At 36.6% G+C, this 17875-nt stretch carries 16 protein-coding genes; 8 read left to right on the top strand and 8 right to left on the bottom strand.

What is annotated here, in order from left to right; genetic code table 11:
• Nucleotides 1-3: 3 nt before the first annotated feature.
• The 3 genes from AC3CH7_RS21065 to AC3CH7_RS21055 all read right to left on the bottom strand — a co-directional run bounded on the left by AC3CH7_RS21065 (nucleotide 4) and on the right by AC3CH7_RS21055 (nucleotide 2857).
• Nucleotides 4-711 (bottom strand): amino acid ABC transporter permease, encoded by a 708-nt coding sequence (locus tag AC3CH7_RS21065; RefSeq protein WP_031416758.1) that lies wholly within the window; start codon nucleotides 709-711, stop codon nucleotides 4-6.
• An 84-nt stretch (nucleotides 712-795) separates the two neighbouring features.
• Nucleotides 796-1659: a transporter substrate-binding domain-containing protein gene (locus tag AC3CH7_RS21060; protein WP_012296132.1), complete on the bottom strand. Its 864-nt coding sequence runs from the start codon at nucleotides 1657-1659 to the stop codon at nucleotides 796-798.
• A gap of 31 nt (nucleotides 1660-1690) precedes the next feature.
• Nucleotides 1691-2857, bottom strand: a complete 1167-nt coding sequence (locus tag AC3CH7_RS21055; RefSeq protein WP_197223665.1) for an acyl-CoA dehydrogenase family protein — start codon at nucleotides 2855-2857, stop codon at nucleotides 1691-1693.
• A gap of 269 nt (nucleotides 2858-3126) precedes the next feature.
• Here AC3CH7_RS21055 and AC3CH7_RS21050 point away from each other — a divergent pair, with 269 nt between their 5' ends.
• Nucleotides 3127-3873: a hypothetical protein gene (locus AC3CH7_RS21050; protein WP_099805444.1), complete on the top strand. Its 747-nt coding sequence runs from the start codon at nucleotides 3127-3129 to the stop codon at nucleotides 3871-3873.
• A 97-nt stretch (nucleotides 3874-3970) separates the two neighbouring features.
• Here the strand turns inward: AC3CH7_RS21050 and AC3CH7_RS21045 are convergent, their stop codons facing one another.
• Nucleotides 3971-4345: a VOC family protein gene (locus AC3CH7_RS21045; protein WP_012296135.1), complete on the bottom strand. Its 375-nt coding sequence runs from the start codon at nucleotides 4343-4345 to the stop codon at nucleotides 3971-3973.
• Between the two features lie 205 nt (nucleotides 4346-4550).
• On the opposite strand from AC3CH7_RS21045, the gene AC3CH7_RS21040 reads away from it, so the two are divergent.
• The gene (locus tag AC3CH7_RS21040; RefSeq protein ID WP_207889548.1) at nucleotides 4551-6500 is read left to right on the top strand and encodes a methyl-accepting chemotaxis protein; all 1950 of its coding nucleotides are present in this window, start codon (nucleotides 4551-4553) and stop codon (nucleotides 6498-6500) included.
• Nucleotides 6501-6755: 255 nt separating this feature from the next.
• On the top strand, nucleotides 6756-8705 hold the full coding sequence (locus AC3CH7_RS21035) for a methyl-accepting chemotaxis protein (protein ID WP_012296137.1): 1950 nt from the start codon (nucleotides 6756-6758) through the stop codon (nucleotides 8703-8705).
• A gap of 44 nt (nucleotides 8706-8749) precedes the next feature.
• On the opposite strand, the gene AC3CH7_RS21030 is transcribed toward AC3CH7_RS21035, so the two are convergent.
• Nucleotides 8750-9169: a VOC family protein gene (locus AC3CH7_RS21030; RefSeq protein ID WP_031416763.1), complete on the bottom strand. Its 420-nt coding sequence runs from the start codon at nucleotides 9167-9169 to the stop codon at nucleotides 8750-8752.
• A gap of 236 nt (nucleotides 9170-9405) precedes the next feature.
• On the opposite strand from AC3CH7_RS21030, the gene guaC reads away from it, so the two are divergent.
• Complete coding sequence (gene guaC, locus AC3CH7_RS21025) at nucleotides 9406-10389, top strand: GMP reductase (protein ID WP_012296139.1); 984 nt, start codon at nucleotides 9406-9408, stop codon at nucleotides 10387-10389.
• A 192-nt stretch (nucleotides 10390-10581) separates the two neighbouring features.
• Nucleotides 10582-12315 carry a methyl-accepting chemotaxis protein gene (locus AC3CH7_RS21020; RefSeq protein ID WP_447402624.1) on the top strand — a complete coding sequence of 578 codons (1734 nt, stop codon included), beginning with the start codon at nucleotides 10582-10584 and terminating at the stop codon, nucleotides 12313-12315.
• A 56-nt stretch (nucleotides 12316-12371) separates the two neighbouring features.
• Here AC3CH7_RS21020 and AC3CH7_RS21015 read toward each other — a convergent pair whose 3' ends face one another.
• Nucleotides 12372-12596, bottom strand: coding sequence for a hypothetical protein (locus AC3CH7_RS21015; protein WP_008177853.1), 225 nt, complete (start codon nucleotides 12594-12596; stop codon nucleotides 12372-12374).
• Nucleotides 12597-12814: 218 nt separating this feature from the next.
• Between AC3CH7_RS21015 and psiE the strand changes: the two genes are divergently transcribed.
• Nucleotides 12815-13270: a phosphate-starvation-inducible protein PsiE gene (psiE, locus tag AC3CH7_RS21010; protein ID WP_036162460.1), complete on the top strand. Its 456-nt coding sequence runs from the start codon at nucleotides 12815-12817 to the stop codon at nucleotides 13268-13270.
• A gap of 15 nt (nucleotides 13271-13285) precedes the next feature.
• Here psiE and AC3CH7_RS21005 read toward each other — a convergent pair whose 3' ends face one another.
• Complete coding sequence (locus AC3CH7_RS21005; RefSeq protein WP_227256947.1) at nucleotides 13286-14581, bottom strand: GNAT family N-acetyltransferase; 1296 nt, start codon at nucleotides 14579-14581, stop codon at nucleotides 13286-13288.
• A gap of 78 nt (nucleotides 14582-14659) precedes the next feature.
• On the opposite strand from AC3CH7_RS21005, the gene AC3CH7_RS21000 reads away from it, so the two are divergent.
• Entirely contained in the window at nucleotides 14660-15691 is a 1032-nt protein-coding gene (locus AC3CH7_RS21000) for an HAAS signaling domain-containing protein (protein WP_200990769.1), read from the top strand.
• Nucleotides 15692-15827: 136 nt separating this feature from the next.
• Nucleotides 15828-16973 carry a SpoIIE family protein phosphatase gene (locus AC3CH7_RS20995; protein WP_012296144.1) on the top strand — a complete coding sequence of 382 codons (1146 nt, stop codon included), beginning with the start codon at nucleotides 15828-15830 and terminating at the stop codon, nucleotides 16971-16973.
• Between the two features lie 45 nt (nucleotides 16974-17018).
• On the opposite strand, the gene AC3CH7_RS20990 is transcribed toward AC3CH7_RS20995, so the two are convergent.
• A complete protein-coding gene (locus AC3CH7_RS20990) occupies nucleotides 17019-17873 on the bottom strand; it encodes a CheR family methyltransferase (protein WP_012296145.1) in 855 nt (284 codons plus the stop codon).
• Nucleotides 17874-17875: the final 2 nt, after the last annotated feature.

Genomic DNA, 17875 nt, shown 5'->3' with positions numbered 1-17875 from the left:
TCCTTACGTTGTTTCTAAGGTCTTTTTACCCCTACCAAATACCTTTTCTAATATAGAAAATATTTTTTCAATAATAATAGATAGTACCCAATAAATAATAGCCAAGGCAATATAAATCTCTAAGGCATGAGCATTAATATTACTAGCTATAATTAAATTGGCCTTCCCCACAATATCAATTAATCCGATTGTATAGGCCAAGGCACCTTCCTGTAATAAAGCAATCATGCCATTTCCAAAGTTCGGTAATGCAACGACAAGCGCCTGTGGGAAAATGATTCTTCGGTAAGCTTGTATAGGTGTTAACCCTACACTAACAGCTGCTTCAAACTGCCCTTTTGGAATGGCTAAATAAGCCGATCGCATCACCTCTGACATAATTGCTGCAAATTGTAATGTGAATGTTACTACCACGAAAATAGCCGTTTCAATGGAATGGAGATTGAGACCAAAGTTTTCAGCTAATGCTGGTACACCATAATAAACAAGGAATAATAAAACAATGGATGGTGTACATCGCATAATTGTTGTATACAGGTTCGCTAATTTTCGTAATAGCTTAACAGAAGAGAGCTTAGCGGCTGCTAGTAATAAGCCAAATATTGTGCCTAAGACAATAGAGGACCCTGCAACTAAAAACGTGATTTTTAAAAACGGTAATAAGACGGGGATCGCGCTCCAAATATAGGTCGCGTCAAAGTATTTATCCATTTCCTCACCAACTTTTGTTTTATGAATAAAGACTGCTGAGCGTGCCAGCCTCAACAGCCTTAATAATGGTCAATATGCATTAAATTAACGATTAACAGATTCCAACACTTCAAATAAATCACGGCCATAGAATTTCGTGCTCAATTCGTTTGTTTTCTTCTGTTCTTTAATTTGAGCGATGGCTTTATCGTAGGCATCAGCAAATTCTTGTTCTTTTTTATTGAAAAGAGGCCACGTTTTAATAACAGAAAACTCATTATAGACTACTTCATCTTTCAAGTTATTATATGGTCCATCTTCTGCAAGTACTTGCTGTTTAAAAGGCCCCTCAATCATCACGCCACCATCGACGCGCCCTTCATTTACCCACTGCACAACGTCAACCGTAAATGCGTCACCAGCTTGAAGTTTTACTTTATTGTCAGGGTTGGCAGTATTATACTCATCAATAATTGTGTATTGCGCGTTATTAGCTGCAATAGGTGCCAACGAATAGCCCTTTTTCGCAAAATCAGCTAACGTCTTTATCCCTTCATCTTCTTTACGTAATACTAGTCCTGCACTACTTAATCCCAAAAATTCCTTTGGGAAAATAAATTTCTCTGTGCGTTCCTGTGTAAAGAATGCGTTTTTCACCCCAACTTGATATTTTCCTTGCTCTACACCAATTAATAAATCATCACTTGTCGTTCCTACATATTCAAATTTATAGTCAGGTAATAATTCATCTACTAATTTCATTACCTCTACGTCATAACCTGTTGGATTTCCATTATCATCTATATAACTAATAGGCTTTGAGGCCTGATCGTAGGCAACTTTGACTGTACGAACTTTGCCACCATCATCTGCATTCTTATCAGCTGATTCTCCAGAATTACAGCCCGCTAAAAGTGCGATAGAAGCTAATCCAATCATGGCAAATTGTAATATCTTATTCTTCTTCATATAACATTTCTCCTTATTATCCACATTATTATTAATGGTCATTTAATTTCTGCTGTTCAATAGCAGCCGTTGCTAATTTAATTATGGTCATATCATCCATTGGCGGATTATGAAGCCCTGCACGTACATTTCGATAATAGCGCTGTAGCGGGTTTGACAATTGTAAGCTTTTCGCCCCGACTACACGCATCGCCTTATCAACAATGTCAATTGCGATATTCGTTACGGTATGTTTAGCAACAGCCATTTCATTTGTTAAAATGACGCGTCTTGCTGGATCATCGTATGCCTCAGCTACCCCATATAAAACAAAGCGTGCTTGATGAAGCTTCAACTCTATGTCCCCTAAAAGCTGTTGTACATTCGGTAATGTACTAATTGGAGCATTCAAGCTATTAGGTTGATGATGATTGGCAAAATGTACAGCATAGTCACGGGCAGCTTGTGCAATGCCTAGGTATGTGGCTGGTATATGTAATATCCAGCCATTTATCTTACCGCCACTAGGATGACTTGGTAATTCGACTAAATGCTCTTTAGCCACAACGACATCTTTTAATACAAGATCATGGCTGCTAGTGCCTCGCATTGCAGACATTTCCCAATTCTCTTCAATCGTTAATCCTATTGAATCTTTATGGATGAGGAAGAAACCAATTTGTTGCTTTTCTTCAATCCAAGCAGAAGTGAGGAAATAATCTAACACTGGAGAAGCTGTTGTAAAAATTTTGCGTCCATTTATGCGCCATCCGTCTTTTATAGAAACAGCATTTGTTCCTGGTTTTCCCCCACGTGTTGGGCTCCCAGTTGCTGCTTCACTTACAGCCCTATTAATCATGGCGCCTTTCTTTATTTCCTCCGCGAATGCCGTTAATGCATCCTTTTTCCATAATTTAGTATCATATATCTCGCCAACAACACCTAATGTCCATCCGAGGGAGAGCGAGGCATTCTCGTCATAGCTTGCTAATGTTTCTTGTACAAGTACCATGTCATAGACTGATAGGCCCTCTCCTCCATATTGTTTCGGTAAAGTAAGCTGCGGATAACCAATTTCCTTGAGTAGTCGATGCGCTTCGAACGGGAAACGAGATTGTTCATCTACCTCAGCTGCCTCAGCCTTAATAGGATTTGAGATGGCTTCTAACTTATCTAACCAAAATCGTTGTTGCTCCGTTTTAACAAATAAATTCTTCAAAAAATCTCCTTCTTCCCAATATATATAAATCTTATATATTTACTAAGAATTAATAATAAAAAAAATCCCGCGCTACAAATTTGTAGTGAGATAGCATCTGGTACTGAATTTTCTGATACGTTGACATTTATATTACTTTTCACCTTTAAAAATGTCAATGGGTTAAATTTAAGTTTTTTTGTCTGTTTAATATGATTTAGACCTCTTCGAATTTTTATGCACCAAGCTTTTTTTACAACATATGCTAAGACTATGAAAGAGGTGTATATATGACTAATAACATAAATTCTGCGCAAGGGGCAGGCTACGCATCCCATTTAGCACCACAGGTTATTCAAACTAAATTTGGAGATATTAATGGGGATGGCTTCTTTGAAACGATTTTTTTAATGGGGACTCAAAAGACTGGTAGCCCTTTATGGGAAAACCTAACCTTAACCATTTTTTATGGGCAAACAGGGCGAATTGAACAAATCCCGCTAAAAGAAAATGTGGGTTATAACCCAACCATTTTTCTAGGAGATTTTACTGGTAATCATATAGAAGATATTTTGGTTATTTCTGATACAGGAGGTAGCGGAGGAATTATTAACGGGGAAATATTCTCCTCTACCAATAATCAAGTACACTCCATTTTTGACACAGAATCATTTAATAATAAGCTCCACTATACTGTCAATTATGCCAACAACTATAAGGCAATTGTTCAAAGTAAGACACCTGCAAAAAAATATATAATTGATCTACACTATAAAGGGCCTGAATATTTAGCAGAAATCTATCATCCGGATGGAACATTAAAGCAACCGATTGAGGGTTGGGTTGACCCCATTAGCGGATTATATCCTGTTGATTATGATCGGGATGGGACATATGAAATTTTAGCTTATCAAGAGATTGCAGGTAGGTACCATGCAGATGGCTTAGGGTATGTGGAAAATATTTTAAAATGGGATGGCCATGAATTTGTAGTAGATCGACAAACAGTTAGTATTTTCGGAGAAGATTTAGCATAGAGAACTAACTAACATTTATATAAGAAGAAACCAAACAAGAATCTGCTTATTTTTTAATTAATTCACAACAAAAATAAGCAGATTTCCTCATTTATTATTATTTTTCAACTAATGCAAAGTAATTGTTTTCTGGATCCGCAAAATTAAAGACTCTACCCATCGGCATCATGACTAAATCGCCCACCTTAATGCCCTTTGCCTGAAAATCCTGGTACATCTCTTCAATTTGGTCAGCGTAAAACATAATAGAGGGTGTTCCCAAATTTAATTCTGGCTGCATTTTAGCAATGATTTCTTTATTGTGTAGCACAAAGGATGTTTGAGCTTCCCTCGCTGGCGCAATTTCAATCCAACGCATTCCAGCCTCCTCCTGCTCATTTATAATAATAAATCCTACTTTTTCTGTCCAAAATTTAACTGCAGCATCTTGGTCGTTAACATATAACATGACTTGTCCAATTTGATGAATCATGACTTTACTCCCTCCTCATTTATGCATTAGTATACAACAAAACAAGGCATTATATAGCTTCTAACGAATTTGTTTAGCGAAATTTCTAAAAATTGATAATAATATCTATTAGGGCTTACCTTTTACTTTATTTCTGTTAGAATGAGAATTATTTACCTTATAGGGAAAAGTATAGAATAAAAAATATTATGTGAGGATAATACAAGTGAAACAACTAAGTGTAAGAAAAAAGCTTATATTTTCGTTTTTAGCAATGCTTCTCATTCCAACACTCTTAATTGGAATAGTGTCGTACCAAAGCGCTGAAAAGCAAATTTCTGAAGAACAGCAGGCTAGTGCAGCTGAAAGCGTACGCATACTTAATACTAATATTACGAACACGATTGAACCAAAATTAAAAGATGTACAATATTTCTCAAAAAAGTTCAATGAATCTTATTTGCAGGAAAATAAAATTCCTGAGCTTAAATCACTGCTACAGGAATATGTTAATATGCATCCTGAAGTAGAGCTTATTTATTTGGGAACTGCAGATGGCAGACTACTGGATGAGCCTGCTCAAGTGTATGCTGAAGACTTTGACCCTCGTACAAGACCCTGGTATAAGCAGGCTTTAGAAAATAATGGCCAAGTCTCAATAACGGCACCTTATGTTACAAAATCTACAGATGACATTGTCATTACCATCACTCAAGCTTTACCGGATGGTTCAGGGGTAATAGGAATAGATTTAAATATTTCTACAATAAGTGACATTACCAATGAAATACGCATCGGCGAAACGGGCTACGCCTCTCTTTTAGATAACAATAAAATCTATATTGCTCAGCCTGAGAAGGAAAGTGGGACTGAGGCAACAGAAAACTATATCGCAAAAGTTTATGAGCAACCAAGCGGGACGATTATTGAAAGAGATCGTCATTTACAGTTTGTCACTAATGAACTTACAGGTTGGAAGGTTATTGGTACAATGTTTACCGCAGAAGCCGCAAAGGCGGCTGCCTCCACATTAAATATCAACTTAATGATCATTGTTGTCTCAATTGTAGTTGGTGTAATCTTCATGCTCTTGATGATTAAATCTGTTGTCAATCCAATAAATAAGCTGAAACATAGCGCGTTAAAAATTAGCGAAGGTGATTTAACTGAGTTTATAGACATTCATTCCAAGGATGAAATTGGACAACTTGGAGAAGCCTTTATCTCTATGAAGGTGAGCTTAAAAAAACTGATTCGCAACGTTGACCAAAGCTCGCAGCATGTCCAAACATCAGCTCAAGATTTATCTGCTAACGCTGAGCAAAATATTGCTGCCTCTGAGCAGGTTGCTGACGCTGTACAGCAGATGGCTATCAGTACAGAGAAGCAGACTACTGCTATTGACCAAAATGCTATGTCAGTGGAGGAAATTGCTAAAGGAGTTGTGGAAGTTGCAGATAGCTCTATGCAGGTATCTGATCTTTCTAGCCACGCTATCCAATTGGCAGAGGAAGGCGGTCAGGCGGTAGAACAAACTGTTAAGCAGATGAACTCGATTCATGAGTCTGTTACACAATCCGATACAATGATTAAAACTCTTTATGATCGCACAAAAGAAATTGGCTCCATTTTGGAAATGATTAGTGCGATTTCAGACCAAACAAATTTACTTGCCCTGAACGCCGCTATAGAGGCAGCAAGAGCAGGAGAACATGGAAAAGGTTTTGCCGTAGTGGCCGATGAAGTTCGAAAATTAGCAGAGCAATCACATCACTCAGCAGAACAAATTTCTGCACTCATTACAACTATTCAGCAAGATACAGCTAAATCTGTACAAACAATGGTAAAAGCTTCTGCAGATGTCCAAGATGGCTTACAACTAACGGAGGAAACGAATAAAAAGTTTGCGAGTATTATTGCAAGTCTTCGAAACATTGCACCCAAGATGGAGGATATCTCAGCCTCCTCTCAAGAAATGTCAGCAGTCGTGGAAGAAGTTTCTGCAACAGCCATTGAACTATCAGACCATGCTAAATTAAATGCAGCTTCTACAGAGGAAGTTGCGGCTTCAACTGAACAAACCCTATCCTCCATGCAGGACATAGCTTCCGCTGCTAAAACGTTACTTGATATGGCGGATGAACTACAGGGTCATGTAAATCGTTTTCACTATTAAGGTGCTTCATTTTAAAATCTGAGTTCAGAACTTCATGGAACTCAGATTTTTCTTTTGTAAAGAACTACAAAATAGGACATTTTTCTTTAAATATCACCAAAACATAACTTTATTTTCCAGATTTTTCAGAAAATTATGTTGATTATTCTCCCTTTTCCTCTTAGAATCATATTACAACAGGAAAGACTAATTAATGATTATTAGACTTCGTCCATTATCTACAAACTTATCATGATATTTAAGGGGGAATAACCTATGAAACAACTTAGTTTAAGAAAGAAACTCATCTTTGCCTTTTTAGTCATCCTTCTCATTCCTGCACTTTTAATCGGCTATACCTCCTTTAAAAGTACTAAAAGTCAAATTTTAAAGGAGCAAGAAGCAAGTGCTACGGAAAGTGTCAGAATGCTTAATACCAATATTACAAATTTGATTGCACCTAAAATACACGATATTGAATATTTTGCAAAAAAGTTAAATCTATCTTATTTACAGCCAGAGAATCGTGATGAATTGAATAATCTTTTTCAAGAATACATCCATACACATCCAGAGGTAGAATTGCTTTATATAGGTACTGCAGATGGAAGTATGTTTGATGCACCTGTCCATGAGTATGCTAGTGATTATGATCCGCGTGTTCGACCTTGGTATACGAAGGCTATGGAAAACAAGGGACATGCATCGATCACTTCTCCTTATCTATCAAAATCTACAAATAACATTGTAGTGACGGTTATGCAAGCTCTTCCCGATGATTCAGGTGTCATTGCCTTAGATTTAAATATCTCTGTTTTAAGTGCACTAACAGATGAAACACGTATTGGGGAAACTGGCTTTGCGGCCATACTGGATAGTAGTCAACTATATGTAGCACAAAGGGATAAGGAAAGCGGAACCGAAGCTACAGAAAAATATATATCAAAGGTTTATGAACAACAGGAAGGAATCATTATTGAAAAAAACCGTCATTTACGCTTTGAGACAAATGAACTGACAGGATGGAAGGTTATCGGAACAATGTTTACCGTAGAGGCTACAGATGCTGCCTCTGCAACATTTACTATCACCTTACTAATCATTGCAGCTTCCATTATTGTTGGCATTATCTTTATGCTTGCTATGATTAAATCCATTGTTAACCCTATTAAACGATTACAGCAGAGCGCATTAAAAATTAGTGAGGGAGATTTGACGGAATATATTGATATTCATACGAAGGATGAAATTGGACAGCTTGGTGAGGCATTTGTCTCCATGAAAGTAAACTTAAAAAAGCTAATTCGCAATGTTGATCAAAGCTCTCAGCATGTTCAAACTGCTGCACAAGGTCTTTCAGCAAATGCTGAGCAGAATATCGCTACCTCTGAACAAGTGACAGAGGCTATGCAGCAAGTAGCTATGAGTACGGAAAAACAAACAACGGGCATCGATCAAAATGCAATCTCCATTGAGGAAATTGCGAAAGGGGTTGTAGAGGTAGCAGATAGTGCACTACAAGTATCTGATTTATCCAGCCAGGCTATCCATTTAGCAGTGGAGGGTGGGCAATCTGTCGAGCAAGCGGTGAATCAAATGGTATCCATCCATGAATCTGTAGCACAGTCTGATAGCACGATTAAATCACTATTCGATCGTACAAAAGAAATAGGCTCCATCATCGAAATTATTAGTAACATTTCAGATCAGACAAATCTTCTTGCTTTGAATGCAGCTATTGAAGCAGCACGAGCTGGCGAAAATGGCAAAGGCTTTGCAGTTGTGGCAGATGAAGTACGTAAATTGGCAGAACAATCTCATCAATCAGCGGAGCAAATTGCCTCACTAATTACAGGCATTCAACAAGATACAGCTAAATCTGTTCAAACAATGATGCAGGCTTCTGCAGATGTCCAACAAGGCTTGCAGCTGTCTGAGGACACAAAAAAGAAGTTTATAAGTATTATTGAGAGTTTACGTAACATCGCTCCTAAAATGGAGGATATATCGGCTTCTGCTCAGGAAATGTCTGCTGTCGTAGAAGAAGTTTCGGCAACAGCCATTGAACTGTCAGATCATGCTAAACTCAATGCAGCAGCATCTGAAGAAGTAGCTGCTTCAACCGAACAAACATTATCATCCATGCAGGAAATCGCATCATCATCAAAAGCATTACTCGATATGGCGGATGAATTACAGGGCTATGTCAATCGTTTCCATTACTAAATATAAAGCACGGTGATCTATCACCGTGCTTTTAATTGTATTAATTATTCAATTACCTCATGGCTAAACTGCCACTCTACACCAAATTTATCTGTAAGGGAGCCGTAACATTTACTCCAAAAAGTTTCTTGAAGCTCCATAACAACTTTCCCACCATCTTTAAGCTTATCAAATGCTTTTCGCATCTGCTCTTCATCATCAGAAACAACAGCTAATGTAACATTGTTTCCAACCGTAAATGGTGAGCCTGGAAATGTATCTGAGAACATAATTCTACTACCGAATACGGAAAGTCGTGTATGCATAACAAGATCTTTTGCTTCCTCTGGTAATGGATAATCAGGGTTCTGTGGTGAATCCCCAAATGTCATAATTTCAGCCTTGTCCGTACTAAAAGCATCTTCGTAAAACGCTACTGCTTCTCGACAATTTCCGTTAAAAATTAAATATACCTCTACCGCCATTTCCAACACTCCCTTAACATTTTTTGAAACAATTATATTGTACATGGATTATAAATCATAACACAAACTAAATGATAAAGATTTCATCTATCACATAAGAATTGTAGCCTTGTTTTCCATTTTTTCATTTATTTTAGCAAAAGCTTTGACTTTTTCTTAAAAATCATGTAAATTACCAAATGGCGAACAATTTAAAATAAATCTTTAAAAATATTCGTATTTTAGGAGTGTATATAATGGATAACGTATTTGACTATGAAGATATTCAACTAATTCCCGCAAAATGTATCGTAGAAAGCCGTTCAGAATGTGATACTTCCGTTACTTTAGGAGGGCATACTTTTAAACTTCCTGTAGTACCTGCTAATATGCAAACAATTATTGATGAAACTCTTGCTAAGAAACTTGCTGAAAACGGTTACTTTTATATCATGCACCGCTTCCAACCAGAAGCACGCGTAAATTTCATCCAAGATATGCATGGCAGTGGTTTAATTGCTTCAATTAGCGTTGGTGTAAAAGAAGAAGAATACGCGTTTATTGAAGAATTAGCAGCGACAAATTTAGTACCTGAATTCATTACAATTGATATTGCACATGGCCATTCTAATGCTGTTATTCGTATGATTCAGCATATTAAAAAACACTTACCAAATAGCTTTGTTATTGCTGGTAATGTAGGAACACCAGAGGCTGTTCGTGAGCTTGAAAACGCTGGGGCTGATGCGACAAAGGTTGGAATTGGTCCAGGTAAAGTATGTATTACTAAAATTAAAACAGGATTTGGTACAGGTGGCTGGCAGTTAGCTGCACTTCGCTGGTGTGCAAAAGCTGCTACAAAGCCAATCATTGCTGATGGTGGTATTCGTACACACGGCGATATCGCTAAGTCTGTACGTTTTGGCGCTTCAATGGTGATGATCGGTTCTTTATTCGCGGGTCATGAAGAGTCACCTGGTCAAACAATCGAAGTCGAGGGTAAAAAGGTAAAAGAATACTTCGGCTCTGCTTCAGAATTCCAAAAAGGCGAACGTAAAAACGTCGAAGGAAAGAAAATGTTTGTTGAGCATAAAGGAAGTATAAAAGATACATTAATTGAAATGCAACAAGACTTACAATCATCTATTTCTTATGCTGGTGGCACAAAGCTGGATGCTATTCGAAATGTTGATTATGTTATCGTGAAAAACTCTATCTTCAATGGAGATAAAGTGTACTAATAAGTTACAACTCCCACTTCTGAACATTCTGGAGTGGGAGTTTTCTATTTTTCCATCACCCAATTCCTCTACAGACACCCAGCCTGCAATATAAAATACCTCCTTTATTATCAGAATTTTCTATTTTATTAGAAAATTTTGTATTATACTATCATTATACTGCATTACTTTGAGGGAACGGAGGTCTTTTCTATGATTAAATCAGTACGTAATAAGTTAGTCGCTCTAGCCATTATTGTTATTCTCATATCTACAGCACTCGTTGGAACAGTTAATTATTTTGTAGCAAAAAGCGAGATGGATCAGGTAGGTAGACAAAGTCTTAAGAATGGTACACTTGGCATACTTGAATTAATTGCACAATTGGATGAACAAGTTCGAAATGGGAAATTAACGATAGAAGAAGCACAAGAAAGTGCTAGAACACAGATTGTTGGTAATAAAATTGAAGATCATAAGCGATCTATCGATAACCCTGTAAAATACGGTGATAATTTTTATTTCTATGCCTTTAAGGACAATGGGTTGGTTGAAACTCATCCCTCTCTCGAAGGTCAAGATATCTCCGACTTACAAACAAGTGATGGTCGTTATTTTGTGAGGGAAATGATTGAAACTGCACAAGCAGGTGGCGGATATGTGCGGTATGACTGGGCACTACCCTCCAATCCTGATATAGTTGCTCCTAAAATTACTTATGTGGAAATGGACAAGCATTGGGGGTGGATTATCGCGGCTGGTACATATGAAATGGATTTTAATGCTGGTACTAAAAATGTTTTATATTACACACTTGGTACAACCATCCTAGCTACTATCATCGGTGTCATGCTTTTTTGGTTCTTCACTGGACAGATGACTGCCTACATACGAAAAATTATGGTAATTACATCAGATATTGCTAAAGGTCAGCTAACAGGGGAGGACATCCCCGTTACGACAAAGGATGAGCTTGGCACACTAGCGAATAATGTCAATAATATGAAAAGAAGCTTACATGAGATGGTCAACAATACAAAGAATAGTGCATCCCAAATGAGAGTTTCTTCAGAAATGCTAAGTGCGATTACGGAGGAAACTACCGCCTCTGCTGATGAAATCCACCAAGCTATCAATGACATTTCTAAAGGAGCTGTTGTGCAGGCAGAGGAGGCTGAATTGGCCATTAGTAAAGTGGAAACATTATCAACACTGATTTCTAATGCTACAAGTCAATACAGTGAAATTACCGAAAATATGAATACTATTAATCAATCACAAGAAAATGGTAGACAAAAAGTTGAATTATTACTGCAAAATTCTCATGAATTCACGCAAGTAATCGAAGAGTTAAGAACTAATTTTTCAAGTTTAACAAGCCAGATGAAAGAAATTCATCAAGTAGTACAAACGATTACTTCCATTTCAGAGCAAACTAATTTATTAGCGCTAAATGCAAGTATTGAAGCAGCTCGTGCAGGTGATCAAGGTAAAGGGTTTGCTGTAGTTGCCGAAGAAGTACGAAATTTATCAGAGGATACAAATGAAGCGACTAATCGTGTCAGAAATCTATTACAGCGCATCGAGATCGATACGGTCAATTCAGATACAAAAATGATAAACACCCTTCAGCTTTCACAAAGTCAGGCACAGTCGATTACAGAAGTAAAAGGAGCTTTTACTTTCCTAGCCGACTCCATTCAGGACATAACAGAGCACCTTGTTTCTCTTAATGAGGGTATGAACGAAATGGCACAAAACCGGGTAGTCGTTATTCATGCTATCAACGAAATAGCAAGCGTAGCCACAGAATCTGCTGCAGCAACCGAACAAATTAATGCATCCATTGATGAGCAAAAGTCAGCCGTTACGTCTATCATGCACTCCTCACAGGAGCTCCATACAGAGGCAGAGCGCATGTATGAATTAGTAGAACGCTTTACGTGACATGTAACAGCCTATAAAAAGAATGCTACGAATAGGTCATAGCATTCTTCTTTTCCTTATAGTTTGTTAATAACTGCGTGGATTGTTTCCTTTAGTTCTGCATCATAGCTAGAAAGATCAACAAGGTTTCCTACACGCTCACGTAATACTGGGCGCTCAATTACTAGCTTCTCATCAAGAACTTGTACAAGTAGTTCGATAATAAGACGATCACGAACAACTAACGCTTCTTCTAAACGCTCTGGTGTAATTTTAGCATCCGTTTTTGCAGATTTTGCCATCTTTAAAACCCCTTTTTAATTTTATATTCATGCACATCTATTTTAGCATACCACTAAATTATTTTGAAAACTTTCTTTCGCAAAAATATACCAAAACTTTACAAATACTAAAAGAAAGATTTACGACATATTGTTATATTCATATCATAATACTTTCGTATTTTGCCATATGATAAATGTGTTTATGCTTACCATTCAAAACTGATTGGAGGAGTTATATGAATCAAAAAAATTCACCCTACATACAGCTCATTAAAGCTGTACCTAAGTCATTGCAACTCTTTTTAAATGTTTGCCTTGTACTATTAGCACTCATTCTAGCGTTTTTACTCTTTAAGGAGCTAATAGAATTTCTTAAAATATTACTCTTCACTAAGGAAGGTGGTGATTATAAGCTATTCCTTGCTAACATCCTTATATTCTTTCTGTACTTTGAGTTCATCACGATGATTATTAAATATTTTAAAGAAGATTATCATTTTCCGCTACGATACTTTATATATATAGGTATCACGGCAATGATTCGATTAATTATCGTTGAACACGATCATCCACTGAATACATTAATTTATTCAGTCATTATTCTCATACTCATCATTAGTTACTTTATTATTAATATCACACCGCTTGAAAGACCGACACGATCATCTCTTTTTATGAATAAAGAGCATTAACCTAGCACCAACATTCTAAAATGCCGTCATACATTTTGGTTTTTCAAACACAAAGAAAAATTTCTGTAATGCCTGTAAATATTGCTCATGACTGATCTTTATTCGCTGAAGCATATACAGTTCTTGGACCGTTATGACTCCCATTACCAGTGAGGAAAGCTCAGCCACATCTACAATTATTTCTACATCATAGGGACCACTTTCATTCATGTTAATTGTACCTTCAACAGCCTGGATAATGAGTTGCTGATTATTTTCAGCAAGTAATGAGTCCGTAACTGTTAATTTAAATGTCAGTGTTACACCATTAAAATGGTGTGTCGTTAATTCTTCAAAAAAACCTTTCACATTAATAATGCGGTACATCAGTCCAACTCCTGACACAGCATTTTCATGGTAAACACTTGGAATTAAATGATTTGAACCATTTCTGACATCACCTAAAAAGAAATGTACATTGTCTTCTTGTGTATTCCACTCAATGCGGTTTACTTGATCTGCCTGACTGTTTAAAAACGTACTAAGCTCTAACAAAGCCTGTGGTGTCTCATATACCCATTCCTTAATAACTAAATTATTCAACATAAAATTACTCTCACTTTGCTTTTTAAATGAAAAAACGATATAGCCTTGCACGCTATCGTCCTTTTCCATCGCAATCACATAGTTTTCGTCGTTTTTAAAAATAGAAGAAAGCTCTGACTTTGTTTTGAGAAGCATCCCATGCTGTTGAGACGCTACCCTGTTATAACAATCTGTTAGCTGTTGCTGATTTTCCACTGACAAATATTTAAGGTGCTCCTTCGTTTGACCTTTAGGAAAGCTTAAGGGCTCTACTAAATATTGGTACATTTTCGGTCCATAGCCAAACCCCATTTTCTTATAAAAATCTGGCCTAAACGGATATAAAGCGACAAAGTGAATACCCTTTGCTAAAAAAAAGTTAAAGAATTGATGGATTAGCTCCTTCGCAACCTTTTCCTTTTTATGTAACAAGTCAACTGCCACAAGCCCTACTCCACCAATTGGTATCATTTTAGAGAAAAGGTTCATTTGAAAATCATGCAATCGCATGCCGCCAATTAGGTTGCCTTCTTCCCAAAGCCCAAAATAATTTAGGGATTCATCATGATTCTGATTTTCCATAAAAAGATTTTTCAACTGCTCTTTTGTTGTCTGAGCTCCGTTCACTATTCCAGGGTAGGCTCCTACAACGATACTCGCAAAAGTTAAAAAGTCTTGCTCTTTTACTAACCTCTCTACCACTCTCATTAATTCCCCTCCATTTTCAAAGTATGACATGTCGTTCATATTCATTTTCCACCCATAATAACATATATTACCACTGCACATGTGAACAATGTAAATGATTAAAGGAGGAATAAGGAAATGACTTTAATTGATGCGTATATTGAAGAAGTATCTAAAAGACTACATAAAAATAGACGTGAAAACATAAAGCTTGAGCTTAAAGCTACTATTGAAGATATGTTGCCAGAACCCTATTCAGAAGCAGATATCATGAAAGTGCTAAAAGAGCTTGGAAGCCCTGCAAAAGTTGCAGCTAGCTACCAGGATACGCCTCGTTTTTTAATTGGTCCAAACGTGTTTGATCCATACACTAGAACCATTAAACTCGTTTTCCCTTGGGCTATTTTTATAACGGTCATTGTTCAAGTGATTGAGAGAATTTTTCTCTATTCTGGAGAAGAGGCCATGCTCTCCACTATCATTTCAACATTTGCTATGACGATTGTTACCATTATTTCTGTATCATTTCATGTATTGTTCTGGATCACCGTTTTTTTCATCGTCCTAGAACGCTCTGATCCGAGTAAAATTCAATTATTGCCTTTCTTGAATGACACCAAGGAATGGACACCCGAAAGTTTAAAAATTAAAACCGTTCCTAAGGAAAAAATCATCACTTTAAGTGATACAATTTTTAGCTTTCTAGGGGCTATTATTTTTACCTTTGTTTATTGGAACGCCAATCGTCTTTTAGGTATTTATACAACAAATGGAAATGGTAGTTTAAAATTTGTTATGCCTATTTTGAATCAAAATCTTTTACAATCCTATGCCCTCATCGTCATGCTCTGTATAATTCTTAGTCTTGCCTTAACCTTTTTAAAATGGCGTACTGGGCAATGGACTATGACGATTGCTATCATCAATGCATTACTTCAAAGTGTGGGAACTATTGTATTTATTCTCATTGCTGTTCATCAGGATTTTATCCATAGTGCCTCCATTCCGTACATTGCAGCAATCGTAGAAACTAACAAAGAAAATGTCTCATCTGTCATAGATAAGATCCTGCTTGCCAGTATGATTATTGCTGTTTTAGCCAATGCATTTGATATATATCAAGGATTTAGAAAAGCTAAAATACCAATCTCTAAAAGTGATAAATTGTAAATATATGATTGAAGGCTAATCTCAAATCGCTAAAATACCTTTCTCCTCTAATGTTTTGTATAATAATAAAGTTGGAAATAATTTATATACACGAATAATAATCTGCACAATTCAATTAGAGTAAGGGGAAATAACTATGACCATTCTTCTAGTAGATGACAATCAAGTCAATTTATTTGTCATTGAAAAAATACTGAAAAATGCAGGTTATGAACACTGTGTTTCTCTTTCATCTGCTAATGAGCTATTTGATTATTTACAATTAAATGAACCAAATCCAACCGGAAGCTCAGTTGATTTAATTTTATTGGACATTATGATGCCTGAAGTAGATGGTATAGAGGCCTGCAAACGTATTAAGCAAATTGAAAGATTAAGAGATATTCAAATTATCTTTGTTACAGCCCTTGAGGATAAAAACAAACTCGCAGAAGCATTAGATATCGGGGGCGTAGATTATATTACAAAACCGATTAATAAAACCGAATTGCTTGCTAGAATCCGAGTTGCCCTACGTTTAAAAGCTGAATTAGATTGGCACACACAACATGAGAAGAAAATCCAATATGAATTGGATTTAGCCACTCATGTACAAAGAAGCCTGCTTAGTCCACCTTTAAATGAAAAAGATATTCGTCTAGAAGTCTCTTACTTACCATCCTCTAACTTGGCTGGTGATATGTATTATTGGCATAAAATAGACGATCATCGTTATGCTATTATTTTATTGGACATGATGGGCCATGGTATATCTGCAGCGCTAGTTTGTATGTTTATCTCCTCGGTTTTGAGGGAGGCCGTTAAACAATTAAACGACCCTGAACTTGTTATTAAAGAACTGAATCGTTATATGGCCCTCTTACAGGATGGCAAGGATGAAAATCTTTATTATTTCACAGCGATTTATTTAGTAATTGATACGAAACAAAAAACAGTCGAATATATAAACGCTGGTCATCCTGCAGGATACGCCTTAGTTGATGAAAAAACATGTATCCCATTAAATCAAGGTAGTTGCGCAGTCGGCTTTTTCGATGAAATTAAAGTTAAAAAACAATATATTCAATATGAAAAAGATCTACAAATTGTTATGTTTACAGATGGAGTATTAGAGGCAATGGGACCTTGTGAAATAGAATCAGAAAAGCATTTGCAAACGCTAACATCTTCTAAATGGAAGTATACCCAACCTCTGATCGACAACCTATTGCCTAAAGACAAACAAGACAATCAACCTGATGATATGTGTGTATTAATGATTCAAGCAAGTGCTACAGTATAAATAAAAGAAAAGAGGCTACCGAGTGATGGCGGTAGCCTCTTTCTTTTAATCTATTTTCTGGTAAATTCTTTCGTTACCAATAAATTCCCTATAATTCGAAATAACCTCTTCAAAGCGCAATGTTTCCTTATCGCCTAAACATAAAAACCCTTTGTCACTTAGGCTTTCATAAAACAAACGATGGACCTGACTTTGCAGCTGCGGCGAAAAATAAATAAGGACATTTCTACATAAGATAACATGGAATTCGTTAAATGATTGATCTGTCACTAGGTTATGCTGAGCAAAAATAATATTTTTCAATAATGTTGAATGGAAATAAGCATATTGATAATCCGTCTTATAGTATTCCGAAAAAGCATGGGCTCCCCCTGCAAGCATATAATTTTTCGTATATGCCTGCATTTTATGAATAGGAAAAATCCCCTTTTTAGCCTTTTCTAATACCTGCTCATTCATATCTGTTGCATAAATGACAGCCTTGTCTATGAGCCCTTCCTCCTGAAGCAAAATGGCCATAGAGTATACTTCCTCACCAGTTGCACAGCCAGCATGCCAAATACGGATTTCCTGGTATTCACGTAAGGTTGGAATCACTTTTTCACGGAATGCCTTAAAAAAGCTTGGGTTGCGGAACATTTCTGTGACATTGATTGAAAAATCGTTTAATAGCTGCTCTAAAAACGCCTGATCATGAATGACCTTTTCCTGAACGCGAGAAATAGTTGGAATGCTATTTATTCTCATCCTATTAAAAATTCGACGTGAAATGGAAGAACGGTTATATTGCCGAAAATCATAGCCTGATAATCGATAAATAGCCTCTAATAACAAATCAATTTCTAAATTTGTTTGTTTATTCAATTGTATATTTTGCTCCAAAGGCTCAAAATGTTCCATCT

The organism is Lysinibacillus sp. F12, from assembly GCF_057773605.1.
Note: the sequence above shows the minus strand (reverse complement) of the source record. Positions and strands in the feature narration are given on the sequence as shown.

Bases quoted from the DNA above. Each gene is read 5' to 3' on its own strand.
- AC3CH7_RS20990 (WP_012296145.1), bottom strand. From the start codon at position 17,873: ATGGAACATTTTGAGCCTTTGGAGCAAAATATACAATTGAATAAACAA.
- AC3CH7_RS21030 (WP_031416763.1), bottom strand. From the start codon at position 9,169: ATGGCGGTAGAGGTATATTTAATTTTTAACGGAAATTGTCGAGAAGCA.
- AC3CH7_RS21015 (WP_008177853.1), bottom strand. From the start codon at position 12,596: ATGGCAAAATCTGCAAAAACGGATGCTAAAATTACACCAGAGCGTTTA.
- psiE (WP_036162460.1), top strand. From the start codon at position 12,815: ATGAATCAAAAAAATTCACCCTACATACAGCTCATTAAAGCTGTACCT.
- AC3CH7_RS21065 (WP_031416758.1), bottom strand. From the start codon at position 711: ATGGATAAATACTTTGACGCGACCTATATTTGGAGCGCGATCCCCGTC.
- AC3CH7_RS21000 (WP_200990769.1), top strand. From the start codon at position 14,660: ATGACTTTAATTGATGCGTATATTGAAGAAGTATCTAAAAGACTACAT.
- guaC (WP_012296139.1), top strand. From the start codon at position 9,406: ATGGATAACGTATTTGACTATGAAGATATTCAACTAATTCCCGCAAAA.
- AC3CH7_RS21035 (WP_012296137.1), top strand. From the start codon at position 6,756: ATGAAACAACTTAGTTTAAGAAAGAAACTCATCTTTGCCTTTTTAGTC.
- AC3CH7_RS21005 (WP_227256947.1), bottom strand. From the start codon at position 14,581: ATGAACGACATGTCATACTTTGAAAATGGAGGGGAATTAATGAGAGTG.
- AC3CH7_RS21020 (WP_447402624.1), top strand. From the start codon at position 10,582: ATGATTAAATCAGTACGTAATAAGTTAGTCGCTCTAGCCATTATTGTT.
- AC3CH7_RS21045 (WP_012296135.1), bottom strand. From the start codon at position 4,345: ATGATTCATCAAATTGGACAAGTCATGTTATATGTTAACGACCAAGAT.
- AC3CH7_RS21050 (WP_099805444.1), top strand. From the start codon at position 3,127: ATGACTAATAACATAAATTCTGCGCAAGGGGCAGGCTACGCATCCCAT.
- AC3CH7_RS21060 (WP_012296132.1), bottom strand. From the start codon at position 1,659: ATGAAGAAGAATAAGATATTACAATTTGCCATGATTGGATTAGCTTCT.
- AC3CH7_RS20995 (WP_012296144.1), top strand. From the start codon at position 15,828: ATGACCATTCTTCTAGTAGATGACAATCAAGTCAATTTATTTGTCATT.